Genomic DNA, 26,697 nt, shown 5'->3' with positions numbered 1-26,697 from the left:
TCTCTCCTCTCTATTCAAAGTCATATTCCACTTTGCCTGGATCTATTATTCCATCAGAGTGCTCACAATAGTTTTTGACTATAACCTTCATTATATCATTTGAAATTCTCTCATAATCATCATTTGTAAGCTTTGATTTGAAATACTGATCCATAGGTATCGGTTCACCAAAATATACTTTTACTCTACTGAAAATTTTATACGTAGATATTACAGAAACAGGAATAACACTTGCTTTTCCCTTTGTTGCAAACATGGCAACACCGGCTTTTCCTTCACCAAATTTATATCCTCTTACCCTGGTTCCTTCAGGGAAAAGTCCAACAGCATATCCTTCTTTTATAAGTTTTAATATGCTTTTTATTGTAGATATTCCAGGATTATCTCTATCTATTGGTATAACATTAAGTTTTTTCAGAACATATCCCAGTGGCTTTATATCAAATAACTCTTTTTTTGCAACAGCTGCCACTTTTCTGTTTCTTATTGCTGCTGCCACAAAAACAGGGTCTATATTTGCTTTGTGATTTGCGGCAATAACTATATTACCTGTGTCTGGAATATTTTCAGTCCCCGAAACCTCGTATCTAAAAAACAGATTACAGAAAATCCTGAACAACCCCATAACAAAATTATAAAATTTCATATTAAAATCCTCTTTCCATTATAATTTTATATTTTCTATTATTTTATTTGCAACTTCATCTATTCCAAGACCTGTTGTATCTATTTCTATTGCGTCATCAGCTTTTACAAGAGGTGCAAATTCTCTGTTTGAGTCTATCTCATCTCTTTTTACTATATCTCTTATAACATCTTCAAGGTTTACCTCAAATCCTTTTTCACGCATTTCTTTATATCTTCTATTTCCTCTTTCCTCAGCTGTGGCTACAAGATAGAATTTGTAATCAGCGTTCGGAAATACATATGACCCTATGTCTCTTCCATCAAGTATTACTGAGCTTTTTTCTCCGATTCTTCTCTGAACCTCAACCATCTGATATCTAACTTCTCTTATTTTTGCAACGTCTGATACATTTGAACTTACTTCAACAGTTCTAATTTCATCATTCACGGATTTTCCATCCAGATATATACTATTATCTCTAAAGTCTATATCGGATTTTGCTGCCATATCTGAAACTACTTTTTCATCAGAGATATCTACTCCCTCTTTTAAGCACTTATATGTTACAGCTCTATACATAGCTCCTGTATCTATATAATTTATACCTAATTTTTCTGCTACTATCTTTGATACTGTACTTTTCCCTGCTCCTGCAGGTCCATCTACTGCTATTACAAGTTTTTTCATATTTTTACCCCCAGAAAACAAATTTTCAATTTTATATATTAATCCATATCTTTTCCAGCTGCATATCCTGTTGAAAATGCAATCTGAAGATTATATCCTCCCGTTTCTGCATCTATATCAAGAATCTCTCCTGCAAAAAACATTCCGGATATTTTCTTTGATTCCATAGTTGTTGAATTTACATCTTTTACAGAAACTCCTCCAGATGTTATTATTGCCGGTTCTATGCCCATAGTTCCAGTACATGTAAGCTTCATATTCTTTATCATGGATATAAATTCTTCCTCTTTTTTCTTTGTAAGAGAATTTGGTTTTGTCTCAGACAGTCCACTTATATCTCCTATCTCCTTTAGAAATGATACCGGTAGTAACCCCTTCATATTTGTTATTATATTTCTGTTTGGATATTCCCTTATAATCTCTGAAAGTTTTTCTTTTGATGTATCCGGCAGAAAATCCACTTCAAGTTCGATATCACCATCATCAAGAGCTCTGTTTATATAAGAGGAAAGTATCAATACACATGGTCCACTTATTCCAAAATGTGTAAATATCATATCCCCTCTTTTCACTATTTTTTTCTTTTTTATTTTGCATGATATCTCAACATCCTTCATCGATATTCCCTGAAGATTCATTGCCATACTTTCATTTATTTTCAAAGGAACCAGTGCTGGATATATATCTGTAACTTTATGTCCATACTTTTGAACTATTTTGTACATATTTCCATCTGAACCTGTATTTGAAAAACTTCTTCCGCCGCATGCTATTATTACCTTGTCACATCCAATTTTTTCACCATTTTCAAGAATTACTCCACTAACTCTTCCTATTTTATCTTTTTTTGATTTTATCTGTTCCTCTGGAAACATTTCAACTTCAAAATCAGCGACTCTGATATTATATCTTATTGAAACATTTCTTCTGATAAGATCCCTATTTAATGCATTTATAAAATCCTCAGCCTTATCATTTTCTGTATATATTTTAAAATCATTATCCTTTTCAAGTTTGTATTTCAGGTTTATTCTATCCAGATATGACAGAAAATCTTCGTTTGAAAAAGAGTACATACTGCTGTACATAAATTTTCCATTTCTAACTATCTTATCGAAAAATTCATCAATACTTCTTCCATTGGTAAGATTACATCTTCCACCGCCTGTAAGTTTTATTTTTCTTCCAAGTTCTCCATTTCTTTCAAGAATAATAACTTCATTATCAGGGTTTTCAGATGCTGAAACTGCTGCCATCATACCAGCAGCTCCTCCACCGATTATAATTACTTTTGCCATAAATTCCTCCAGATTTCTACTCAAGAGCAGAATTATTCAGACTATAATCGCCTTTTATATGTGATGTATCATTCATTTTTGTAACAACAGGCCCATAACTTCTCCATTCAACTATATTAAGAGCAGTATTATCCTGTTTTATTCTGTATATATTTTTCATGTCAGAATCAAGCATCATAAGAAGAAGTACTCTTACTGTTATAGAATGGCTCACAAATAAAATATGCTTGTTATCGTATTTATTGTTAAGTTCATCTATAAACTTCTGAAGTCTTTCTTTTATCATATATAAAGATTCTCCACCAGGTATTTCTGCAAGATGTGGCTCATTTCTCCATACTTTATATATATCTGCATATTTTTCTGTTATTTCTGGAATCAGCTTTCCTTCCCATTCTCCAAATCCCATTTCTCTAAGAGCATCAGTCACCTGAACATCTATATTAAATTTTTTTCCTACCGCCTCTGCTGTCTGAACAGCTCTTCCAAGATCACTTGAAAAAATCATGTCTATAGGATATTTTGAAATTCCATCTGCAAGTTCTTCCGCCTGCTTAAGACCTTTTTCTGTAAGAGGTGAATTTCCGTGTCCCTGAGTTTTTCCAAGTATATTCCATTCTGTCTGACCATGTCTGACTATATAATAAGTATTTCCCATTTCATCCTCCATAAATTCTTATTTATATTAATTTCTGCTTTTGAACAGTACCTATCAAATTTATATTATACCACAAAATATATGTTATTTTTAATTTATATACACACTTAATCGTATATAACTGGATTATCTAAAAAATTATATTCCCCAAAAATAAAAAACAGCCGGAATAATCATCCGGCTATTTTTTATTATAAAACTTTTTTCATATATATCGATGTATCCATTGGACTGTCATTATAACTATCTATCTCATAGAATCCATATTTCCTATACATATAAATAGCACTTTTCAGAAAAGGTAATGTATCCAAAAGCATATAATTATAGTTTTCTCCTTTTGCATCTTCTATTATACGCTTTACAAGAATACTTCCTATGTGTTTACCTCTAAACTTTGGTTTTACATATAGTCTTTTCATTTCGCAGTTTTCACTATCTATTTTTCGCATAGCAATACATCCTGCAGCTTCTCCATCACAATATGCTATATATATTCTGCCTTTAGGCATACCGTATTTTTCTTCCAGATTTTCAATTTCATGGTCATAATTCTGAATATCAAGATATTTTTTAAACTCAGGATCATTTTCTATAAGCATGTCAGTATACTCCGTGAAAAGCTCTTTTAACTCATTTCTATGTTCATATGCAGGTACAATTTCAATAGTCATAAAAACACCCTCTTAAAAAATTACTACTCTTCTTTTGAAACCGGTTTGAATCCATCTCCTAATGCTTCGTGTATATCACTTACGATAACAAATGCTTTAGGATCTATTTCCCTTACCATTCTCTTAAGCTCAACAACCTGTTTTTTCCCGACAACTACAAATACGACATTTTTAGCTTCTCCTGTATAAGCTCCTTCTCCTTTAAGGAAAGTAGCTCCTCTATCAAGATCCGACATTATTCTGTCTGTAATTTCTCTGTATTTGTCGGAAATTATCATAAATGATTTTGAATAATCAAATCCCTCTATCATAAGGTCACTCATTTTTATTATGATATATAATGAAACAGATGAGTACATAGCTATCTCTATCTGCCCTGTAACTATACCTGAAAGTACGATTACTGTACAGTCAACTATACCTAACCGTATAGGAATACTTAATGTTGGAAACAGCCGGTTTATAAGAAGTGCCATAAGGTCTGTTCCTCCTGTGGATCCATTTATTCTAAGTATAAGACCCTGTCCTATTCCCATAAGTATAGACCCCATTATTATTACAAGGTATATATCATTTGTTATATTCATAAGAGACATGCTCTCAGTGAATTTAAGAGCAACTGTAAGAAGTATTATTCCAAGAACAGTCTTTATACAGTCTCTTTTTGAAAGAATCTTGTATGCCGCAATAAAAAGCGGTATGTTCAGTACAAGGTTCACTATCCAAAGCGGTATTCCAAATAACATATTTAAAACTACCGCAAGACCTGTTATTCCTCCAGATGCTATTCCATGAGGATTAAAAAACAGGTTCAAAGATATTGCCATCATTATACATCCTATTACAAGTATAAATATATCGGCAAACCCTAATCTTAAATCTTCTTTTGCCAATTGAATCACTCTCCTCTACATTAAATTATATATAATATGGAGAGGTATATTCAATATAATTTTATTTTGTCTATAAAGCTGATTTATATATTTTTAAAACATCTTCTTTTGAAAGTGATACATATCCATATTTTGCACCTCTTTTAGATGCATTTTCAGCCATTATCTCAAGATTCTCTTCTCCTATTCCAACTTCATGAAGAGTCATAGGTATTCCCATTTTTCTGAAATAATCTGCAGTTTTTTCTATTGCTTCTTTTGCAATACTGTATTTTTCAAGAGAGGAATCTATATTCCATACATTTACTCCATATTCGACAAACTTGTCTACAGTATCCTCTGAAAGAACATATTCCATCCAGTGAGGAGTAAGAAGCGCAAGTCCGACTCCATGAGTTATGTCATAATATGCACTTAATTCATGTTCCATAGGATGTACTGTCCAGCCTTCATCTGTTCCATAAGATATAAGTCCATTTATTGCAAGAGAACTTGCCCACATAAGATTTGCTCTTGCTTCATAATTTTCAGGTTCTTCTATAGCCATTATTCCATATTTTATACATGTTTTTAAAAGTGATTCCGCAAATCTATCCTGTATGTATGCTCCATCTTCTTTATGGAAATATGATTCAAGGATATGGCTCATTATATCTGCTGTTCCTGCAGCTGTCTGGTATGCTGAAACTGTATATGTATATTCCGGATCAAGTATAGATACTGTTGGTTTAAGTTTATAACTTCCCATTCCCAGTTTATCATTTGTTTCCATATTTGATATAACCGCAAATCCATCCATCTCTGAACCTGTTGCTGAAAGAGTAAGAACCGAAACTATAGGAAGTACATTACCTATTTTTGATGTATCAAGAACAAGATCCCATGCATCTCCCTCATATGATGCAGCTGCTGCAATAAGTTTTGAACAGTCTATTACACTTCCTCCTCCAACAGCAAGAACAACATCAATATTATTCTCTCTGCAAAGCTGGGCACCTTTTCTGGCTGACTCTATTTTAGGGTTTGGTTCAACTCCTGAAAGTTCTATTACGTTCATACTATCAAGTTGTTTCATAACCTGATCATATATTCCGTTTTTCTTTATACTGCTTCCACCATATACAAAAAGTACACTTTTACCAAGTGCTGATACTTCCTTACCAAGAACTGATATCTTTCCTTTTCCAAAATGTACCTTTGTAGGTATATCATACTTAAAATTTTTCATAAAAATACCTCCCGACAGTTTTGTTTATATATATAGCCTGTATATAAAATATACAGGCTATAACATTATTCTATTCATATACTCCGTATTTTTCCCACATACGTTCAAGATCGTCGAAGTAATCTTTTATATCATCTTTTTCCTTCATTCCAACTGACACTGCAAGGGCATTGGCAACACTCATAGCAGGTACAAGTGAATCTACAAAAGATGCCATACTGTTGTTTACAAGAAGTGTATTATCCGCAACAGATGCTATTGGTGCAAAAAGGCTGTCTGTTATAGATATTATAGATGCCCCTTTTTCTTTTGCATATTTTACAAGCTGATATGCTTTTTTTGAATATCTAGGGAAACTGAATGCTATCACAACATCATCTTCTCCTACTCTTACTATCTGCTCAAATGCATCTCCCATATCCATTCTTACAACATGCACATTGTCAAGAATTATTCCAAGATAAAATCCTAAATACTGGGCAACAACAAAAGAAGTTCTTACACCAAGTATATGTATCTTTTTGGCTTTAAGTATTTTTGATACAGCATCCTGGAACGCTTCATTATCTATTCCATCAAGTGTGTCTCTTATATTATCCATATCACTTCTCAGAACTTTATTAAGTATTACATTTTCATCTGAGAAATCATCTGACATTTCAACTCTCTGTACTGTTGTCAGTTTGTTTTTTATAAGTTCCTGAAGAGCTGACTGAAGTTTTGGATATCCTGAATATCCAAGTGTGTTTGCAAATCTTACAACTGTAGATTCACTTACTCCTACTGTTTCTCCAAGTTTACACGCAGTCATAAATGCCACTTTGTCATAGTTGTTCAGTATATACTGTGCTATAAGTTTCTGACCTTTACTCAATCTCGTATACTGTGACTGAATCTCGCTTATAAGCTGCTTGCTGTCTTTGATATTATCTTCCATAATCTTCTCCTTTAATATTGAACATTTTTGACATATTTTTATCCAAAGATGGATAACTTTCACAACGTAAAATAATTCATCATATTTTTAAATTTTCAGTATATTGAATGTAAATAATTATTCCATCCATCATAACCTTATTATATCACTTTTCGTAGTATATAGAATGATATTTTATTTCTTTTTTTCTATAAGTACTATATGCGGCGGATTATTTTTCTGATTTATAAAAGTAGTCATAATTACATTGTATTTTTTCTGTTCAAGATTTTGTGTATATTCTATAATTGCATTGCCTTCTTCTTTTCCACCCTCGTGACCTGTATATACAGAAATACATACAACACCACCTTCACATAAAAGATCCAGTGATTTTTCTATAGCCTGTATTGTAGTTTCCGGTTTTGTTATAATTTTATGCTCACATCCAGGCAAATAACCCAGATTAAATACTGCACATTTTATATTTTCTTTTACATATTTATCTATATTCTCATGTCCATCAAGTATAAGTTTTGTATTTTGAGGAAACATTGATTCCTCAAGTTTTTCTGATGTTTTCACAATAGCTTCCTTCTGTACATCAAAAGCATATACAAAACCTTCTTCTCCAACTGCCTCAGATAGATATATTGTATCGTATCCTTTGCCCATAGTGGCATCTACGCATACATCACCTTTTTTGATTATATCGTTTAGATATATTCTTGAAACGCTGTTTACATTGTCAAATCTGTTTAATTTTCTCATTTTTTCTCTCCTAAAAAACAAAGGCACTTTTTAAAAATGCCTTTGTAATTTTTCCCGTATTTAATTATACTCATTATTAAAATTTTTTCAATAGAAAAAAACAGTATTATCTGATATTTTTAAGATATTTAACTTCATCCTCAGTTAGATGTCTATAACTTCCCATTTCGACACCTTTAATATTTATTTTTCCCATTTGTATTCTCTTCAGATTAAGAACCTTATGATTTACTGCATCACACATTTTTCTTACCTGTCTGTTTCTACCTTCGTGTATTGTTATCTTGCATATAGATACATTCTTCTCTATATCTTCCCTTGCAATCTTTATTTTTGCAGGTGCAGTCACATAATCCTCTATATGAAGTCCTTTCTTGAATCTCTCTATTTCTTCTTTTGTAAATATCCCTCTCACTCTTGCAAGATAAACTTTCTCCACTTCGTGACTTGGGTGTGTAAGTTTATATGTAAGTTCTCCATCGTTTGTCAATATAAGAAGTCCACTTGTCTCATAGTCAAGTCTTCCCACCGGATACACTCTTTCTGAAATTCCATCCAGAAGATCAAGAACACTTGGTCTGTCAAACTGATCTTTTACAGTTGTTATATACCCATCCGGTTTATTCAGAAGTATATATACCATTTTTTCTTCCTGTTTTATTATTGAACCATCTATCTCAACAATATCATTTTTCTCATCTACCTGAGTTGACAGTTCATATACTATATTTCCATTAAGTTTTACTCTGCCATCATTTATCAGTTCCTCCGCTTTTCTTCTTGAGGCAACTCCGCATGATGCTATATATTTATTTATCCTCATATTGTTTCTCCCATAAATATTTACTGACCTGTAGATTCGCTTCCTGATGATTCTCCACCAGATGAGCTTCCACTTCCTTCTGATGAACCACCTTCACCGCCAGTTTGTCCTGAATTTCCTGATGATCCTGAACTTCCGCTATTATCTGAAGAACCTCCTGATGAAGGTTTTGAATCAGATGAACTGCTTCCTGATGAACTATTAGATGATTCTTCTTTTTTGTTTCCTGATGAATTTGCTTTAAGTGCATCAGACTCTACATTATCAGCCTGACTTGCCGCTGTTTCCCGGGCATTTTTCTTTCTTTCTTCTCTTTCTTTTTCAAGAGTTTCTATTATTTTTTCATACTCTTTTTTCTTTTCTTCAGCTTCTTTTATGATTTTTGAAGAACCATTTTTAAGAGCTATTACTTTTTCTATTTCATCAAGTGCTCTTTCATAGTCCTCACTTTTTTCATATTCTTCAACTCTTTTCATTCTCATAGCCTGAGTATACATATCTCTAGCAACTTTATTTCCACTATCTCCTTCAAGAACGTCAGAAAGTTTTTCCATTGCTGTTGTATAATCGTGTTCTTCAAGAGCAACCTGTCCTTCATTAAAAAGTTGAGAACTTTCTCTCGAACAGGCAGTAAAGAACATAGTAGATACAAGTGCCAATAAAATAATTTTTATTTTCAGATTCATATTTAATCCCTCCTACTATTTCACTTAATTCTACCATATTTATAACTATTTTTATATACTTTATAGCTTTTCAATCAAAAAAGACCTCTATTTAGTCGAGGTCTTTTTCTTGTTCTTTTATATATAATGTCAGATTATAATTCTAATTCCATTAAATCATCGAATGTCTGTCTTCTACATACTGGAGTTATTTTTCCGTCTTTTACTGCAACAACTGCCGGTTTTGGTATTTTGTTGTAGTTTGAAGACATTGAATAACCATATGCACCTGTAGATGTTGTTATAAGTGTATCTCCACTTTCTATTTCAGATACAGCTACATTACTTATAAGTATGTCTCCACTTTCACAGCATTTACCAGCTATAGTAACTTTATTGTCTGTATTACTGTTCATTTTATTTACTATACTGCATTCATATCCGGCATGATATAGAGATGGTCTTATATTATCTGTCATTCCTCCGTCTACACTCACATATACTCTTACATCTTTTATTTCTTTTATTGAACCTATAGTATAAAGAGTACTTCCTGCATTTGCAACGACAGATCTTCCTGGCTCTATCACAAGTTTTGGTACATCTATACCTATTTCTGAACATGTTTTTTCAGTTCTTTCTATTATTGCTTCACAGAAATCTTTTATAGCCTTTGGTTTGTCTTCATCAGTATAATATACTCCTATTCCTCCCCCAAGGTCTACGTCTGTAAGCTCTATCCCATATTTTTCCTTTGTTTCCTTTACAAGATTCATCATTACATCAACCTCATCAAGGAAAGGATCTATATCGAATATCTGAGAACCTATATGAGCATGTATTCCTACAAGTTTTACTCTGTCATATTCTTTAAGTTTTTCTATTGCGTTGTAGTAGTCACCATTTACAAGTGCAAATCCGAATTTTGAATCTATCTGCCCTGTTTTTATATATTCGTGAGTATGAGCTTCTATTCCAGGAGTTATTCTGAAATATATTTCCTGTACTTTATTTTCTCTTTCACATATCTCCTCAAGCATATCAAGTTCATAGAAGTTATCTACAACAAATTTTCCTACACCGTATGCAACTCCCATTTCAACTTCTTCTCTTGTTTTATTGTTTCCATGAAAGAATACATTTTCCATAGGGAATCCTGATTTGTACGCTGTATATAATTCTCCTCCAGATACAACATCAAGACACATTTTTTCTTCTTTCATAAGTCTGCACATATATGACGGAAGAAACGCCTTTCCAGCATATGCAACTCTATTTCCATTTTCTTCTGCTTTGAAGTATTTTCTATACTCTCTGCAGTTATCTATTATAAGTTGTTCATCAAACACATATACAGGAGTTTTATATTCAGATGCTATCTGTCTGCAACCTACACCACCTATATAAAGTTCATTTTCTCTTATTTCCATACTACCATGAAGTTTCATCTTATTACCTCTATCCGATTAATTATATATTAAATTCATCACACATTTTCTGTATTGCAACCTGTTTGTCAGATGAGTTTATCGCACAAGTTATTCTTATCTCTGATGTTGTTATAAGTTTTACTTTTATGTTATTGTCTTTGAATATTCTAAATACTTTTGATGCAACACCTGCTGTATGTTTCATTCCAAGACCTACAAGAGAGAATTTTGTTATGTCATTATCAACTACTATACTATCTTCTGATACATATTTTTTAACAAGTTCAACACAATCATCTACATCGTCCTTTGGTATTGTAAATGATACTGAAAGTTTTCCATCTATTGGAGCTGTCTGGCTTATCATATCCACGCTTATAGATTTAACTGCTATGTCTTCAAATAGAGCTGCTACATCTTCTACTCCGAAATCCTTTATTGTTATTGAGCTATCATCGTCACTTGTTGCTATTCCTGTTATTACTTTATCTTCTAATTTCATGTTTTTTCCTCCTCTTATATATGTTCCTTTTACTGTTCCACATGTACGTCCTACATAAAGTTCTACGCCGTATTTCTGAGCAAGTTCTATACTTCTTGAATGCATTACTTTTGCTCCAAGACTTGCAAGTTCAAGCATTTCCTCATATTCTATTTCATCAAGTTTCTTAGCTTCCGGATATGTTCTTGGGTCTGTAAAATATACTCCATCTACATCTGTATATATTTCACATCTACCTTCAAGTTTTACTGCAAGGGCAACTGCTGAAGTATCAGATCCACCTCTTCCTAAAGTTGTTATATCTCCCTCATCATTTATTCCCTGGAATCCTGTAACAACTACAACATATCCCTGGTCAAGACTTTCTTTTATTCTATCGACATTTATATCGTCTATAAGAGATTTTCCGTGATTTCCACTTGTATGTATATCAAGCTGATAAGCATTGTAGCTTATAGCTTTGCATCCAAGTGATTCAAGAGTTATTGCAAGCATTGATGCAGATATCATTTCTCCTGTAGATAAAAGTGCATCAAGTTCTCTTTTACATGGTTTGTCTGTTACAGATTTCGCCATATTTATATACTGGTCTGTAGTTTTTCCCATAGCTGAAACTACTACTACCATTTTGGGATCAGTTTTCTTTCTTTCTATGATACCCTCTGCTATTTTTCTGATTTTTTCAGTGTCTGCAACAGAGCTTCCACCGTATTTCTGTACAACTACACTCATCTTCTTACCTCCCATGAAGAATAATAAATCCTTCTACATATCTGCTTTTGCTACTTATTTTATAATTCCTTATATTATTATGTAAAAAAATAGTCCAAAGGTAACTTTGGACTATTGTATAGACATCAATATAATTACAAAGCAACCTTGTAGCTCAACACTTATCAAAGCGACAGCCCTGTACATATTCTATACAGTTCCAGAAAAACAATCCGCCGATTCTTTTTCTTCGGCTGTATTTCCTTCCCTCTGAAATCCACATCCGCCGACTTCCTCAGAGTACTCTTAAATACAGCGCCTCTACCATGGTTTATTATTCTATTAATTTTTGATATGTATTATATATATCATATTATAAATAATATTTCAATACCAAATTCTGAATATTTTAAAATAAGCGATATTTTTTACTTTTGAACTACCCCTATTGAATAGTTGTCAAACTCATCAATCTCTATATTTCCTTTTTCAGATTTTGAATATCTTATTTTTACTGTGTCCCCTTCTTTTGTAAGTGTTACTTCTGGAGATACCTTCGATGTACAATAGAAAATCGAATTTTCTATTCCTTCTATTGTCATATAATAATATGTATTGCCACTCTTTACATCCCGGGCAATTCTAAGTACCTTTCCCTCTTTTTCTATATCGTCGATTGCAGCTTCTGAGCTTATTTCACTTCCTCCTGACTCAAGAGCTTCCTTATAACTTTTTATTGCATCGTTTTTATTGTCACCGACACCTACAATATTATAATCCTCAACAGATACAAAGACTACTTTTTTTACAAGACCAGCTTTATCCTTTAATGATGATACATATGTTGGTTTTCCGTATATATTGTACATAACCGGGAAAGTTGCCTCATAATTTTTCTCCTGAACACTACCTTCTGCTGATTTCATCGCTGCTGTCTCTGTAGCACCAGGCTGTTTATAAAGTTTGGCCTCTTTTGTTCTTGAATCTACAAGCATAAAACCTATTGTAGACTCATCGCCACCTGCAGAAGTTATTCCTGTATACCAGTATGATCTGTCATCGTCACCATAAACAAGCGAAGTCCCTTCAGTTGCAACAAGTACACCTTTTTCAGATATTATGGAGTTTATAAACCCATTTACATAGAGTCCCCAGTTATTTATCTGACTTATTACAAAATCACTTGGCTGTATTCTATCCACCCATTCTGGAGTATTTTTTATTGAATATACCTTTGTCTCACCTGTCTGGGCGTCTACAATTGCAGTTCCAGTAACATCAGAACCACCGAATCCAACCTTGTGATCGTATAAAGATATTATCCAGTAGGGTCTTCCATTATCATCGACTTCCATTGTAAAATCTGTCATTCCATTTGAGACAACTCCATTTATATATGCATGCCTATGAAGATCCTGAAGGAAATATGCTTCCGGCTGATATTTAATTTTTATTTGTTTACCATCTATATTTTGCACAAGTTTTACATCCTGTGGATCTTTTGCTGACACCATCACATATCCATTAGTTCCACTCAGGTTTGTTATCCATTTGATAACATCTCTATGTACAAGTGGGGCAACCCAATATAGTTCTCCATCTACTTTCTGTATATGAAAATCTCCAAGTTTTGAAACACTTCCTATTGCAGGGACTTCTCCAAGTTTTTTGTCTCCAAGCTTCATTGCCATATCTTCATCTACTATACGTATATCATCCACACTTACAGGGCTTATATCCTCTGTAAATTCACTTTCTTCAACCTTACCGATAAGATTTCTGTACGACTTATCTCTGAAAATAGGTGTAGAAATAAGTGCAGGTATTATAACAGCAAATACAGCTATCCGGGCTGCTATTTTAAATTCAATTCCTATCCTTTTCTTCATTACCACAACAACATCTTCTTCTTTTTTTAGAAGCAGGTTCAATATACCCGCTAATACAAAGAAAATTATTGCTACATAATAAAGTGATGTAAAATCCGGTCTAAGTACCGGAAGTTTTATAAATGCATACACAGCAGTTATTACAAACGCTGCAATATAACCCTTTATATTTTTCATGTTATTCTCCCTCTAAAAAGTTATTTTACAAGTCCTTCTATAGCTGAAGAACTTATATATTTCATCATATCTGAAATCATTATACTTATGTCGGCTTTTAGATAATTTCCTTCTATATATATTTTCCCCGGTTTTATAGGGTCAATAATAGATGAACCTATCATTATTGTATTTTTTTCTATAGATAGATTTTCATCGTTTCTATTGTATTGATATATTTCTCCAAAAAGCTTACCACTTATATTAAGTTTACCTACTTTTATATTTTCTATATCAGCACAGATATTCTGATTTGACACATATGGAGTCATCGATACTTCTGCTACTGTATCTATTCCTGCTATATTTACAGGTACTGATACAATAATTTTACCCTCTGATATTGATATATCTTTTGGCATAATGGATTCGTTTCCACTTTTTTTCATAAAAGTGTATATTATATTTTCGACATCCTGTTCTGAAAGAGAAACTATTCCTTCAAATCTCGCCGGATTTTTCTTGAGTTCCATTTTTTCTATAAACTTCAGCTCTATCATCTGCTGCATGCTTATTTCTTCCGCATCTGATGATAAATTTTTCTGATTTTCGTCAGGAAGTATCATATAATATAGCCCTCCTGCAAGTACTACCACTAAAATTATCAATGCTGTCAATATTCTTTTTAATTTTTTCATTCTGACACCTCCCTGTTTACTAATTAATATGATTATATCATAATATATTACCCACAATGGACCGTAATTAATAAATATTAATCTTTTACTCTCATTACTCTTTATTTTTTCTCGATATTAGATTAAAATTATTATATGTTATTATACGTTTAATTGATATTTAACTAAAACAAAAAGGAGGAATTATTATGTCAAATGAAACTGTATCATCAAACTTTATAAAAAATATAATAATAGATGATCTTGAAACTGGAAAACACGATAGTATTATTACACGTTTCCCACCGGAGCCAAACGGATATCTTCATATCGGTCATGCGAAGAGTATATGCCTTAACTTCGGACTTGCAAAAGAATTCAAAGGTAAGGTCAATCTTAGATTTGACGATACAAACCCTACAAAAGAAGAAGTTGAGTATGTTGAGTCTATAAAAAATGATGTAAAGTGGCTTGGATTCGATTGGGATAATCTTTATTTTGCATCAGAATATTTCGATGAAATGTACAATAGAGCGGTACTTCTTATAAAGAAAGGTGAGGCTTTCGTATGTGATCTTACAGCGGATGAAATGAGAGAATACAGAGGAACTCTTACAGAGCCAGGTAAAGAAAGTCCATACAGAAATAGAAGTATAGAAGAAAACCTTGATTTATTTGAAAGAATGAAAAACGGTGAATTTGCAGACGGTGAAAAAGTTCTTAGAGCTAAAATAGATATGTCAAGCCCTAATATAAACTTCAGAGACCCTGTAATATACAGAATAGCTCATTCAACTCACCACAACACTGGAGATAAATGGTGTATCTACCCAATGTACTCTTTTGCTCATCCACTTGAAGACGCAATAGAGGGAATAACTCACTCTATATGTACTCTTGAGTTTGAAGAGCAGAGACCTCTTTACGATTGGGTTGTCAGAGAATGTGAAATGGAAAGTGTTCCTAGACAGATAGAGTTTGCAAGACTTAACATGACAAATACTGTAATGAGTAAGAGAAAACTTAAGCAGCTTGTAGACAACAACATAGTAGATGGATGGGATGATCCTCGTATACCTACTATATCTGGACTTAGAAGAAGAGGATATACTCCAGAAGCCATAAGAAACTTCTGTGCTGAAATAGGTGTATCAAAAGCTGATTCTACTGTAGACAGTCGGATGCTTGATTTCTTCCTTAGAGAAGATCTTCAGCCAAAAGCACCTCTTGCAATGGCTGTTTTAAGACCTCTTAAACTTGTAATAGACAACTATCCAGAAGATCAGAGTGAAGTTTTAGAAGTTGAAAACAATGCAAAAGATGAGTCTAAAGGTAAAAGAAAAGTTACATTCTCTAAAGTACTTTATATAGAGCAGGAAGACTTCATGGAAGAGCCTGTTAAAAAATACTTCAGACTATTCCCTGGAAACGAAGTAAGACTTAAAGGTGCATACTTTGTTAAGTGTACAGGATGTGTAAAAGATGAAAACGGAAATGTAGTTGAAGTTCACTGTACATACGATCCTGAAACAAAAGGTGGAGAAAGCAACGACGGACGTAAAGTTAAGTCAACTATACACTGGGTAGATTCAAAAACTGCTGTACCTGCTCAGTTCAGATTATTTGAACCACTTATACTTGACAATCTTGAAGAAAATAAAGGAAAAGACTTCCTTGATCAGATAAATCCTTGTTCACTTGAGGTTCTTGAAGGATTTGTAGAAGAAACTCAGATAAAAGGAGCTAAGGAGTTTGATAAATTCCAGTTCTTCAGAAATGGATTCTTCAGCGTAGATCCTAAATATTCTACAGAAGAAAAACCAGTATTCAACAGAATAGTTCCACTTAAGAGCAAGTTTAAAATATCTAAATAATTAATCAGAGCTGACTTTAAAAGTCAGCTCTATATTTTTTATTTAAATTTAAGTAAGTCTGATTTTATTTTAATATAAATTCAAATGTAGAAAGGAAATCTTATGAATAAACCGGATATGAAAAATATAATGAAAGAAAATATGGGATATGCTTGTGACCATAGAATAATACCCTCTGAATTACAATTAAATGCAAAAAATCTATGCTTTGAATTTAATTCGACCTCTCCTGCTGAAACCGAAAAAAGATCTGAAATATTAAACAGACTTTTGGGAACATGCCATCCTCTTACTTTTATCGAGCCATCTTTCAGATGTGATTATGGATTAAATATTCACACATCAGGTCTTACAATAATAAATTATAACTGTGTGATTCTAGATACATCTCCAGTATATATCGGAAAAAACGTATTTATTGCACCTGGTGTATGCATAGCATGTGCATCGCATCCAATAAATCCATCCCAGAGAGCAGAAGGAGTCCTTGTCTCAAAACCAATTTCTATCGGCAATGATGTATGGATAGGAGCAAATTCCACTATATGTGGAGGGGTAACTATAGGGAATGAAACTGTAATTGGTGCAGGAAGTGTTGTAACCAAAGATATTCCATCAGGTGTTGTTGCTACCGGAAATCCATGTAGGGTTATCAGGGAAATTTCTGAAAAAGATAAAATTCTTTTATGCGATGGTTTTACAAATATATAAACAAAAAATGCGATTAGATCCTTTCTCAATCGCATTTTTTGTTCATATAACCTATACTCTTTTCTCCATTACATAATTTGTAAGATATACTCCTCTTATATTGACCCTCTGCTCTTTTATAACTATATATCCTCTTTTTTCAAAAAATGGTTTTGCTGTAATTGATGCATGTACTGAAACACAATTATCTGCCTGTTTTTCAAGTTCATTACATATCATAGTTGCTATTCCCATCTTCTGATAATCCTTGTGTACATAAAGCATATCAAGATATCCACTTTTATCTATATTTCCAAATCCCACCATAATATCTTTATCTTCTGATATTACAGTATAACTGTTTAAATATCTTTCATCCCATAACTTCAAATCCACATTTCCATTTGCCCAGGCATTTACCTGTTCCTCATTATAGTCATTCAGATTTATACTATGTACAGTATCATAAAAAAGTTTTGCCATATTATATACGTCGTCACTTTTGTATCTTCTTATATGAATCATTCTTATTCTCCCTAATTTTAACTCTTAATTTAATTTGACGTTATCATATTCAAATAATTCCGTCAATATTTATATTTTTACTATTTTATGGCATAATAATATGTCTATGATATAATCAAATAAAAGGAGTTGGTTTTATGGATTTAAAACAGATATATACTATCTTTCAGAATAAATTTGTTCAGATATTTAGAGCTAGACGCTTTTCGAAAATAGATTTATTTTTAATATTATTATTTGTTCCGATTTTTTTGGTTCTTTTTTATGAGTATACTGATTCGCCACTATCACTTTTTATAATAATATACATATATATGTTTTATGAAAGAGTTGATTTTATAGTATCTCAATCAACAAAAGGTGTTTCTTCGGCCATATCAGCTATATTTTTTGGAATAATCTCTTTAATTGGAGTTGCGGTATTCATACTATGGCTTTTTATGCTTTTTAAAATACCTGCTTGCTGGTCTTTTACAGCGCTTATATTTGTATATCCTGTATTTTCAGCATCAATAAGAACCCTTAAAAGTTCATACGAATTTTTAAGAGATCTTAAATAGTTTAAACATTTATTACAAATAGTTACAGAAATTACTTTTGAATACCCAAATATTATGATTCTGATATAATATACTAAACATAATATTCGGAGGTGGCTATTTATGGATTTAAGAACACCTTATCTTATTATATACAGTAAATATAAAAATATTATTAATTCAAAAAAATTTACTTTTTTTGATTTTATACTGCTTATATGTTTTTCATTTATTGCTTATAACATCTACAATTTAAACCCAGAAGAATATGTATACTTTTGGGGAAAACTAAATTTATTATCAATACTCTTTGTTTCATTCTATGTACAAAGAATAGATTCTCTTATATCTTTATTTCGTTCGAATATCAATTCTAAACAAGCTGTTAAAAAGAAATTTATTCCTTCTTTTATAGGAATAATTCTTTTTATAGTATATTTTTTCAGTTTTAGGGGTAAAAATTTATTTGTTACGTATATTGGTATAGTATTTATAATTCCGGTATTTCTGTGGAGTATCAGAAATATTCAGGATATAATCAGATACAAAAAATCAAGTTAAAAATAAAAACTGCGAATACCAATTGGTAGACGCAGTTTTTTTCTATATATTAACTCCAATCAGAAGTCCTATAAAAATCACTATCATTCCCGTACACATAAGGGCAACTCTGTTTAATAAAGTCAGCGTTTTTTCTTTCATAATTTTATTGACAATAGAAAACCCGATTATACCTACAGCTCCTCCCGTAGTATTTGTTATCAGATCTGTTATATCGCTTGCTCCTATACCAATTATATATTGAAGCACTTCAAATGATAAGCTTATCAGAAATATGAATATTGTCTTTTGTTTGAATCCCCATTCATTATTTATCATAGAGAGATAAACGCCTACGGGTATAAAAACTATAACATTGTTTATTATTTCATCCACACTTACTTTTCCATTTACTATCATTGATTCCCCAAAAGGAACAAGATTTATGTTTCTCATCTGACCGATATTTTCCAATGAAAATTTAAATTTAAAAAGTATAATCCAGCAAAGAATCAACATATAGATAATAAACAATACTTTTGATAACTTTATATCTTTTGTCATATAATTCGCCCCCTTTATGGGTTTAATTATAATATGAATATCTTATGAATCTATAGTGATAATACTTAAGATTTCTTAAATTTTATGATTATATTTTATTTATTTTTTTTATAAACTACAAATTTTACTATGGCATTTATTAAGAAAAGAACTCCTGCTAATAAGTTTAACCCTATTATCCATGTAGCGGAATCTGTTTTAAATTTTAAAAATGCTATAACAAACCATACAATTGCTATCAGTCCCCAATAAAAAGCAGACATTAACTCTTTGTTTTTTTCTTTTTTCATAATATCACCTCTTATTATTTTTCCATATCATTTTATATTCGCATTCATTCGTATTATCATCTATAGATTCTTCAAGCTTTGTAAATCCCTCTCTTAGATAGAAATCCACCGCCCTGCTATTTTTGATATATACATTTAAGTTTAATTGTTTTTTTATATTTTTAATATAATCTATTAGTTCTTTTCCTATACCCTTTGATTGATATCTACAGTCTACAAAAATTCCAGCAATATAATAATCCATCAGTCCTATAAAGCCAACTATTTCTCCATTTATTTCATAAACATATATTTCAGATTCTGATATCATATCTTTTGCTATACTAAAATTTTTCCTCCAGTAACTCTCGTCTATGAAGCTATGCGTTTTTATATTTGTATTTATCCAGATTTCCATTATTCTATTTATGTCTTTATCGTTTTTTGCCCTAATCATTATAAACGCCTCTTTTTTTAAGATATACTACTTCATTATTATATTTCAATATTATATTTCAATCAAGACTACAAATTTTCCATTAACAAAATACACCGTCTGTTATTTACAAACGGTGTATTTCTATATAAATATAATGAAATTAAGGTTTCTAGCACTCTACTCCAAAATGTTCAAACAGTATTTTTTCTGCTTCTGCATTCCATAATCCTCTGTGAGCCTTACAGCTTTCGTCAAGTTTTTTGAATAGAGGATCTGTTTCTCCAAGTTTTTCAAAATCATCTATAGCAGTTAGAGGCATCTCTATCTGAGTATAAGTAAGTTTTTTACCACCAGGTATATTTGGAAGATTTAATGTAGCATCTGCTATACTATCTATTCCCCCTATATGAGTAACCATTACTGCTGGTTCTATAGCTCCTTTTGCAGCAAGCTCATTTGCTTCTATAAGGTCGTCATTGTTTCCACCTGTAGTTCCAAGTATATGAGTGCTTGTATAGTGGCAGTTGTATAAGTTTATCGCTGCACTGAACTGATTATCTGTAGGTCCTGCAAAGAAGTTCATACATCCGTCAAATGCAAGAAGCTTGTCTCCCATTTCTGCAACTTCTTTTATTGGAACGTATACAAATACATCGTCAAATCCATGTCCATCAGTCATATCCATAAGCTCTTTTATAGGATCTTCCATTTTTGCTGTATTTACATATTTTAGTTCTATTCCTTTTTCTGCTCCGTGTTCTTCTGGTATAACTGATTTTGCTCTTTCTATTCTATCATCGCTTATATCTGTAACAACTATTCTCTTTGGCTTGTTCTCAAACTGTAATCCATAACTTACAGCTCCAAGTCCCATTGGACCACATCCACCCATTATAAGGATATTTCCATCTTTTTTAGTTCCCATTTCATGGTTGTAGTTTTTCTTGTTTGTGTGGTAATTTGCATGGTATCCACCTATTATACAGCTCATAGGTTCACCAAGTGAAGCCTCAAAGAATGAATCTCCATCGTAGTTCAGTAGACATCCAAGTTCCATAACCTCGTGAGGCATTATACAGTATGTACATGCACCACCGCAGAATTCATATGAATAGCCTGGTGAATCAAGTTTTCCTTTGTAGTTAAGTGCAGGCTGCTGAGCAAATTTCTGACCTGGTTTAAACTGATCCTTCCATTTTTCTCCTACTTCAACTATTACTCCTGCAAATTCATGACCTATTATTACAGGGTTTGTATCTATATTCTGTGGTGCTCTTTTATGTTTTTTACCCTGCTCTGCAAGTTTATATGTAGACATGCATATACTGTCACTCATTACTTTTACAAGTATTTCATCATCTTTTATTTTTGGAAGTTCAAACTCCTCTAATCTTAAATCTCTTGTTCCATACATACGTACTGCTTTAGTTTTCATTTTAAATTCCTCCTGATATATATTATTTTCAATATCCTCTAACTTTTCTAAGTCAATCTGTTTTATAATCTATTTAAACTCTACCTTCCCTATAAGAGAATTTACAGTTTCTTTTGTAGGCGGTTTTGTTCCTTTTGTCATTACTGCTCCTGCAGATGTAGCTATACCAAGTCTTGCACAATCTCTAAATGAAATTTTCTCAGATACTCCATAAGAAATTGCAGCTACCATTGCATCTCCTGCTCCTACTGTTGAATGTGCCTCTACTTTTAATCCCTTGCACATAAATTTTTCATCCTCTGAAACAAATATCGCACCTTCTTTTCCCATAGACACTGCAACATGACCTATACCTTCTGATACAAGCTTTTCTGCCATTTCTATAATCTGATCCTCTGTTATATCCCCTGATATATTACAGTACTGAGCAAGTTCTACATCATTTGGTTTTATGTAATCCGGTTTTGCTTCAAGAGCTCTTACAAAAATCTCTCCATCAGCATCCACAAATACTTTTGCTCCCAGTGAGTGAACTTTTTCTGTTATATCTCTATAAATTGTCTTTTCTACACCTGCTGGAACACTTCCGGCAAGTATAAATAGAGTATCTTTGCTTGCGTATTTTTCTATTATTTCAAAAAGTTTTTCTATATCTTCGTCTTTTATATTCGGACCTGGTTCGTTTAATTCTGTAACTCTTCCACTGTTTTCAAATACCTTTGTATTTGTTCTTGTTATTCCATCAACATATACAAAGTCATTTTCTATACCTTCTGCATCAAGAGCATTTTTTATTGTATTACCGGCATCTCCACCAATAAAACCAATTGCAATACTTTTTCCTCCAAGCGCCTTTATGGTTTTTGATACGTTTATTCCTTTGCCTGCTGCATCACTTTCAAAAGCTTTTATCCTGTTAAGTCCCCCGCATATCATTTCATCTATTTCTATTGTTTTATCTATTGCAGGATTCATTGTTACTGTTACTATCATTTTTATTCCTCCACAAACATTTTGTATATTTTTTCCACATCGTTGCTTTCTACAAGATCATCTACAACACTCTGCTCCATAAGTTTCATGGCTATATTTGAAAGTATCTCAAGATGAGTTCCGCCCTCACCTGCTATTCCTATAACAAGTTTTACATCTTCTCCACCCCAGTCAGTTCCCTCAGGAAATGTCATAACTGCTATTCCAGAAGATATTACTTCTTTTTTTACACTTTCTGTACCATGTGGAAGTGCTACTGCATTTCCTATATTAGTAGAAAAGCTCTTTTCTCTTTCTATCATTCCTTCTATATAATTTTCATTTACATATCCGGAATCAACAAGCATCTGACCAACTTTTCTTATCGTATCTTCCTTTGTCATTCTGCTACACCCAGTTATTATATTTTCTTTTTTTAAAAGTTCGTGCTTCTTAGATGGTGATTTTATACTTTTATCAACGTTTTCCTCACATACATTATTTTTTTTCTTTCTTCCAAAGAACATATTCAATGCCTCCTTATCAATCTATCTTATTTTGATTTGTTTTTCTTGTTTTCTATGACCTTATTATAATTCCCACAACATTTCACTATCAATAAATACAAAATCGTATTTGTCACCATCATCTGGTGACAAAATCATATATCCCTTAACTCCAGTATTTACAGTAATCATCAGATTGAAATCGTTTTATTTGTAGGGTATAATTAAAACACAATTAAGAAAGGAGATGATAACAATAAATAATAAAATAACTTCTGCAGTCAGATTTTATAGCAGTGTTATATCATCCAATATTTCAGTTTTTGTTGCTCTTGGATTTATGTCTCTTCTCTTTTCTGAGTCGGGTTTTTTCCCCAATCCAGCTCTCGAAGGTATAAAATATAATATATATCAGTATTTTATCCCTTCACTGCTTGCATTTTCCGCATCGAGAAAAAGCGGGAGTATATATTCATCTATAATTGCTGCTCTTATGGGTATCTGTATCGGATCTTCCGGATATAGTTTTTCATCTATATCGGTATCTATTATTCTTGGTTATATTACAGGTAGGACAGGTGACAAAATAATCGATTATTTTAAAAAATCAGAGCCGGAAAAATTTGAAATGGTGTACAGAAATATTGTTCTTGGAGTATTATTTGTATCTGCAATATGTATTGTATATTTTATAATTGCTCCTATAAGTAGCACTCTTGATGAAATTTTTTCGTGGCTTGTATCTCATACATTTACACTGAAAATGTTGCCTATATTTACTTCTATTATAGAAATAGGAAAAGTATTTTTCTTAAATAACAGTATAAATCATGGTATTCTTGTTCCTGCTGCAATGACATCGGTATCCGAAAGTGGAAAATCAGCTCTTTTCTTACTTGAATCAAACCCGGGACCAGGATTCGGAATGCTTTTTGCATGTTTTTTATACTTCAGAGAAAAAAGAAGTTTTTACTCTTCATGTATGACAGTTCAGGCTATAGGCGGTATTCATGAGATATATTTTCCTGTAATTATGTCTCACCTATATCTTTTTCCAGCTCTTATAATTGGCGGTATAACAGGTAATTATTTATTTTATTTATTGGATGTAGGTGCTTTTGGAACTGTTTCTCCAGGTTCTGTGATAACTATGTTTATGATGTGTCCTTCCTCTGACTGGTTTAATCTTTTTATTTCAATATTACGGTCAGCTTTCTCATCATATATAGTGTCATATGCAATATTACTCATAAAAAATAGAGGTATAAATATACGTGATTTAATATCTACAGAAAATAAAAATATCGAGCCTAAAGACTCAGAAATCATACTTCCTGATTACGTTGAGGATATTGTATTTGTGTGTGATGCCGGAATGGGTTCAAGTGTACTTGCCGCATCTATTTTCAGGAAGAAACTTAAAGAAAACAATTTATCAGGAATAGATGTATCAGCATGTCCACTTGATAATATATCTGAAGATGCGGATCTTATTATATGTCAGAAAGGACTTGTAAGCAGAATTGATAAACTAAGTGAATACGCAACTGTAATTGAAATGGATAGTTTTATGAATATGGAAAAATATGATGAAATAATAGATAGCATCAGGAAAGGAGGCTAGATAATGAATGATTTCTCACCAAGGCTGGGACAGATTGTAATTACACTGCTTAACCAGGAAAATCCTGTATCAGTAAAATTTTTGGCGGATATCATAGGTGTAAGCAAGAGAACAGTTCAGAGAGAACTGGAGTATCTTCCATCGACATTAAAGAAATATAATCTTTCATTTCATTCAAAGGCCGGTACTGGTGTATGGATTGAAGGTGAAAATTCAGACAGAAAAAATCTTCTGTCAATACTTTCTGAAGATGATTCACTTGATGTTTCCAACAGAGATGAAAGACGAAAAAGACTTATACTTGAACTTCTAAAAGAAAGAGAACCCCAGAAACTTTTTTATTACGCTGACATTCTTACAGTAAGTGAAGCAACAGTAAGCAGCGATATAGACAGTATATCTCCCTGGTTTAAAAAGTTTGGAATATCAGTTATAAGAAAACAGGGATACGGTGTTTATCTTGATGGAAGTGAAAAAGCTTATCGAGCTGCAATGTCCTCTTTTATAGATGAAAATATAACTTCTGACACTATAATCTCGGATAGTGTATATGATGTAAGAAACGATGCGATAATGAATATGGTATCATCAAAGGACAGCAATAATATATACTCACTTTTGGATAAGGATATTATAAAAAGAGTTATAAGTTGTATAATGAGTCTGAACAATTCTCATATTGCAAATCTTACTGATACATCATACACAGGGCTTATTCTTCATACAACAATAGCTATAAATAGAATCATGCAAAATGAAATAATTGAACCAGACAACAGACTGAAAGAAAAACTGGAAAATGACAAGGATTATATTCTTGCCATGGCAATTGCTTCTTCCCTGGAGTCAGAATTTGATATAAAAATTCCAGATATAGAGATTTCATACATATGTCTCCATATCAAAGGTTCAAAATCTCAGATTATAGATTCATCTGAATTCAATGAGTCTTCTGTGTCTGATGTACATGATTTAACATCACTTGTTTATGATATGATAGAAATATTTGACCACGAGGCTTCGTATCTCCTTCAACAGGATGATGATTTTATCAGAGGTCTTATATCTCATATGCAGCCTACAATAGTCAGACTTTCAAACGGTCTTTCAATAAAAAATCCCCTGCTTGAACAGATAAGAAAGGATTACTCTGAAATATATAAAAAATGCGAGCACGTTTCTTCTTTTCTTGAAAATAAGCTTGGATATAAAGTTCCTGAAGAGGAAACCGGATTTCTTGCAGTACATTTCGGAGCCGCGCTGTCAAGAATAGAGGATACTGGTATTTCAAAAAGAAGGGTAAAAATTGGCGTTGTGTGCTCAAGTGGTATAGGTCTTTCAATGCTTATGAAGACAAGACTTGAGAAGGAATTTAAACATTCATCTGATATTTTTACATATGGTAAAAGTGATCTTAATAAAAAAGTATTTGACGATATGGATTTCTTTGTATCGGCAATAAATCTGGATGAGTCTAATAAATACGATGTGATTTATGTCGGTCCACTTATAACAGATAAAAATATTCAGGAAATATCAAATAAAATAAAACAATATGAAGTATCTCCTAAAAAAAATGATACTGAGTCGGATTTTATAAAATATCTGGATTTTATGCATAGAATTACATATAACATAAAATATCTTCTGGAAAGATTTTCTATTTCAGAAATACCTTCTGATATTTCTTTTGGAGATTATACAAACATTCTGAGAGACTTTATACTCAATGATGATGAATCTTTTGATATAGTTCTTTCTGATATACTGAAAAGAGAATCTCTATCCTCGCAGGTATTTTCAGATCTTGGTTTTGCTATATTTCATACAAGAACGGCTGGCGTAAAAAATATCAGTTTTCATGTATGTATACCGGATAATCATATGACATTTACTGATGAATATTTTAAAAATATCAGATGTATAGCAACAATGCTTATTCCACAAGACAAATATGCAAATGAAAACAGCAAAATACTAGGTATAATAAGTGAACTTATCGTTGAAAATAAATCATTTCTCGATGCTCTCTCATCAAACAATAAAGAGAAATGCTCTGATATAATATCTTTTGCTATGAAACAGTTTATATCAGATGTAAAAATATAAAATTA

Annotated in this window: 28 protein-coding genes and 1 riboswitch; of the genes, 6 read left to right on the top strand and 22 right to left on the bottom strand. The window is 32.2% G+C overall.

The features are described from left to right. Nucleotides 1-10 precede the first annotated feature (10 nt). The 15 genes from EXD82_RS02545 to EXD82_RS02475 form a co-directional block, all read right to left on the bottom strand. Nucleotides 11-646, bottom strand: coding sequence for a lysophospholipid acyltransferase family protein (locus EXD82_RS02545; RefSeq protein WP_142535346.1), 636 nt, complete (start codon nucleotides 644-646; stop codon nucleotides 11-13). Nucleotides 647-664: 18 nt separating this feature from the next. Next, complete coding sequence (gene cmk / locus EXD82_RS02540) at nucleotides 665-1,315, bottom strand: (d)CMP kinase (protein WP_142535345.1); 651 nt, start codon at nucleotides 1,313-1,315, stop codon at nucleotides 665-667. Between the two features lie 38 nt (nucleotides 1,316-1,353). Further along, nucleotides 1,354-2,613 carry a BaiN/RdsA family NAD(P)/FAD-dependent oxidoreductase gene (locus EXD82_RS02535; protein ID WP_142535344.1) on the bottom strand — a complete coding sequence of 420 codons (1,260 nt, stop codon included), beginning with the start codon at nucleotides 2,611-2,613 and terminating at the stop codon, nucleotides 1,354-1,356. A gap of 16 nt (nucleotides 2,614-2,629) precedes the next feature. Next, a complete protein-coding gene (locus tag EXD82_RS02530; protein ID WP_142535343.1) occupies nucleotides 2,630-3,271 on the bottom strand; it encodes a histidine phosphatase family protein in 642 nt (213 codons plus the stop codon). Between the two features lie 191 nt (nucleotides 3,272-3,462). After that, a complete protein-coding gene (locus EXD82_RS02525) occupies nucleotides 3,463-3,945 on the bottom strand; it encodes a GNAT family N-acetyltransferase (protein ID WP_142535342.1) in 483 nt (160 codons plus the stop codon). 23 nt (nucleotides 3,946-3,968) lie between these two features. Beyond that, on the bottom strand, nucleotides 3,969-4,847 hold the full coding sequence (locus EXD82_RS02520) for a YitT family protein (protein ID WP_246081991.1): 879 nt from the start codon (nucleotides 4,845-4,847) through the stop codon (nucleotides 3,969-3,971). 61 nt (nucleotides 4,848-4,908) lie between these two features. After that, nucleotides 4,909-6,066: an iron-containing alcohol dehydrogenase gene (locus tag EXD82_RS02515; RefSeq protein ID WP_142535341.1), complete on the bottom strand. Its 1,158-nt coding sequence runs from the start codon at nucleotides 6,064-6,066 to the stop codon at nucleotides 4,909-4,911. A 70-nt stretch (nucleotides 6,067-6,136) separates the two neighbouring features. Continuing rightward, the gene (locus EXD82_RS02510) at nucleotides 6,137-7,003 is read right to left on the bottom strand and encodes a MurR/RpiR family transcriptional regulator (protein WP_142535340.1); all 867 of its coding nucleotides are present in this window, start codon (nucleotides 7,001-7,003) and stop codon (nucleotides 6,137-6,139) included. Between the two features lie 174 nt (nucleotides 7,004-7,177). After that, nucleotides 7,178-7,753 (bottom strand): tRNA (mnm(5)s(2)U34)-methyltransferase, encoded by a 576-nt coding sequence (locus EXD82_RS02505; RefSeq protein ID WP_142535339.1) that lies wholly within the window; start codon nucleotides 7,751-7,753, stop codon nucleotides 7,178-7,180. Between the two features lie 106 nt (nucleotides 7,754-7,859). Further along, on the bottom strand, nucleotides 7,860-8,576 hold the full coding sequence (locus EXD82_RS02500) for a pseudouridine synthase (RefSeq protein ID WP_142535338.1): 717 nt from the start codon (nucleotides 8,574-8,576) through the stop codon (nucleotides 7,860-7,862). 20 nt (nucleotides 8,577-8,596) lie between these two features. Next, nucleotides 8,597-9,262: an outer membrane protein assembly factor BamD gene (locus EXD82_RS02495; RefSeq protein ID WP_142535337.1), complete on the bottom strand. Its 666-nt coding sequence runs from the start codon at nucleotides 9,260-9,262 to the stop codon at nucleotides 8,597-8,599. A gap of 134 nt (nucleotides 9,263-9,396) precedes the next feature. Next, on the bottom strand, nucleotides 9,397-10,689 hold the full coding sequence (gene lysA / locus EXD82_RS02490; protein WP_142535336.1) for a diaminopimelate decarboxylase: 1,293 nt from the start codon (nucleotides 10,687-10,689) through the stop codon (nucleotides 9,397-9,399). A gap of 22 nt (nucleotides 10,690-10,711) precedes the next feature. Beyond that, entirely contained in the window at nucleotides 10,712-11,905 is a 1,194-nt protein-coding gene (locus EXD82_RS02485) for an aspartate kinase (RefSeq protein ID WP_142535335.1), read from the bottom strand. Nucleotides 11,906-12,047: 142 nt separating this feature from the next. After that, a riboswitch (Lysine riboswitch) is annotated at nucleotides 12,048-12,216 on the bottom strand. A gap of 96 nt (nucleotides 12,217-12,312) precedes the next feature. Next, nucleotides 12,313-13,950, bottom strand: coding sequence for a hypothetical protein (locus tag EXD82_RS02480; protein WP_142535334.1), 1,638 nt, complete (start codon nucleotides 13,948-13,950; stop codon nucleotides 12,313-12,315). A gap of 20 nt (nucleotides 13,951-13,970) precedes the next feature. Next, nucleotides 13,971-14,627, bottom strand: a complete 657-nt coding sequence (locus EXD82_RS02475) for a hypothetical protein (RefSeq protein WP_142535333.1) — start codon at nucleotides 14,625-14,627, stop codon at nucleotides 13,971-13,973. Nucleotides 14,628-14,815: 188 nt separating this feature from the next. Between EXD82_RS02475 and EXD82_RS02470 the strand changes: the two genes are divergently transcribed. Beyond that, on the top strand, nucleotides 14,816-16,480 hold the full coding sequence (locus tag EXD82_RS02470) for a glutamine--tRNA ligase/YqeY domain fusion protein (RefSeq protein ID WP_142535332.1): 1,665 nt from the start codon (nucleotides 14,816-14,818) through the stop codon (nucleotides 16,478-16,480). A 102-nt stretch (nucleotides 16,481-16,582) separates the two neighbouring features. Continuing rightward, the gene (locus EXD82_RS02465; RefSeq protein ID WP_142535331.1) at nucleotides 16,583-17,191 is read left to right on the top strand and encodes a sugar O-acetyltransferase; all 609 of its coding nucleotides are present in this window, start codon (nucleotides 16,583-16,585) and stop codon (nucleotides 17,189-17,191) included. 51 nt (nucleotides 17,192-17,242) lie between these two features. Here EXD82_RS02465 and EXD82_RS02460 read toward each other — a convergent pair whose 3' ends face one another. Continuing rightward, the gene (locus EXD82_RS02460; protein ID WP_330573683.1) at nucleotides 17,243-17,695 is read right to left on the bottom strand and encodes a GNAT family N-acetyltransferase; all 453 of its coding nucleotides are present in this window, start codon (nucleotides 17,693-17,695) and stop codon (nucleotides 17,243-17,245) included. 314 nt (nucleotides 17,696-18,009) lie between these two features. On the opposite strand from EXD82_RS02460, the gene EXD82_RS02455 reads away from it, so the two are divergent. Together EXD82_RS02455 and EXD82_RS02450 are read left to right on the top strand one after the other, a co-directional pair. Then, complete coding sequence (locus EXD82_RS02455) at nucleotides 18,010-18,255, top strand: hypothetical protein (protein WP_142535330.1); 246 nt, start codon at nucleotides 18,010-18,012, stop codon at nucleotides 18,253-18,255. Between the two features lie 102 nt (nucleotides 18,256-18,357). Further along, complete coding sequence (locus EXD82_RS02450) at nucleotides 18,358-18,795, top strand: hypothetical protein (RefSeq protein WP_142535329.1); 438 nt, start codon at nucleotides 18,358-18,360, stop codon at nucleotides 18,793-18,795. 42 nt (nucleotides 18,796-18,837) lie between these two features. On the opposite strand, the gene EXD82_RS02445 is transcribed toward EXD82_RS02450, so the two are convergent. From EXD82_RS02445 to EXD82_RS02420, 6 genes are all read right to left on the bottom strand, one after another. Further along, a complete protein-coding gene (locus tag EXD82_RS02445; RefSeq protein ID WP_142535328.1) occupies nucleotides 18,838-19,338 on the bottom strand; it encodes a VanZ family protein in 501 nt (166 codons plus the stop codon). Between the two features lie 95 nt (nucleotides 19,339-19,433). Continuing rightward, nucleotides 19,434-19,628 (bottom strand): hypothetical protein, encoded by a 195-nt coding sequence (locus tag EXD82_RS02440; protein WP_142535327.1) that lies wholly within the window; start codon nucleotides 19,626-19,628, stop codon nucleotides 19,434-19,436. Between the two features lie 4 nt (nucleotides 19,629-19,632). Further along, nucleotides 19,633-20,064, bottom strand: a complete 432-nt coding sequence (locus tag EXD82_RS02435) for a GNAT family N-acetyltransferase (RefSeq protein WP_142535326.1) — start codon at nucleotides 20,062-20,064, stop codon at nucleotides 19,633-19,635. A gap of 151 nt (nucleotides 20,065-20,215) precedes the next feature. Next, nucleotides 20,216-21,481, bottom strand: a complete 1,266-nt coding sequence (locus EXD82_RS02430; RefSeq protein ID WP_142535325.1) for a zinc-binding dehydrogenase — start codon at nucleotides 21,479-21,481, stop codon at nucleotides 20,216-20,218. Nucleotides 21,482-21,550: 69 nt separating this feature from the next. Further along, on the bottom strand, nucleotides 21,551-22,474 hold the full coding sequence (gene pfkB / locus EXD82_RS02425) for a 1-phosphofructokinase (protein WP_142535324.1): 924 nt from the start codon (nucleotides 22,472-22,474) through the stop codon (nucleotides 21,551-21,553). 2 nt (nucleotides 22,475-22,476) lie between these two features. Then, complete coding sequence (locus tag EXD82_RS02420; protein ID WP_142535323.1) at nucleotides 22,477-22,980, bottom strand: PTS sugar transporter subunit IIA; 504 nt, start codon at nucleotides 22,978-22,980, stop codon at nucleotides 22,477-22,479. Nucleotides 22,981-23,206: 226 nt separating this feature from the next. On the opposite strand from EXD82_RS02420, the gene EXD82_RS02415 reads away from it, so the two are divergent. Then, on the top strand, nucleotides 23,207-24,583 hold the full coding sequence (locus EXD82_RS02415) for a PTS mannitol transporter subunit IICB (RefSeq protein WP_142535322.1): 1,377 nt from the start codon (nucleotides 23,207-23,209) through the stop codon (nucleotides 24,581-24,583). A gap of 3 nt (nucleotides 24,584-24,586) precedes the next feature. Continuing rightward, the gene (locus tag EXD82_RS02410; protein WP_142535321.1) at nucleotides 24,587-26,692 is read left to right on the top strand and encodes a BglG family transcription antiterminator; all 2,106 of its coding nucleotides are present in this window, start codon (nucleotides 24,587-24,589) and stop codon (nucleotides 26,690-26,692) included. Nucleotides 26,693-26,697: the final 5 nt, after the last annotated feature.

The sequence above is a fragment of the Peptacetobacter hominis genome (genome assembly GCF_006861675.1).
Classification (GTDB): domain Bacteria; phylum Bacillota; class Clostridia; order Peptostreptococcales; family Peptostreptococcaceae; genus Peptacetobacter; species Peptacetobacter hominis.
This window is presented reverse-complemented; position numbering and strand designations above follow the sequence as displayed.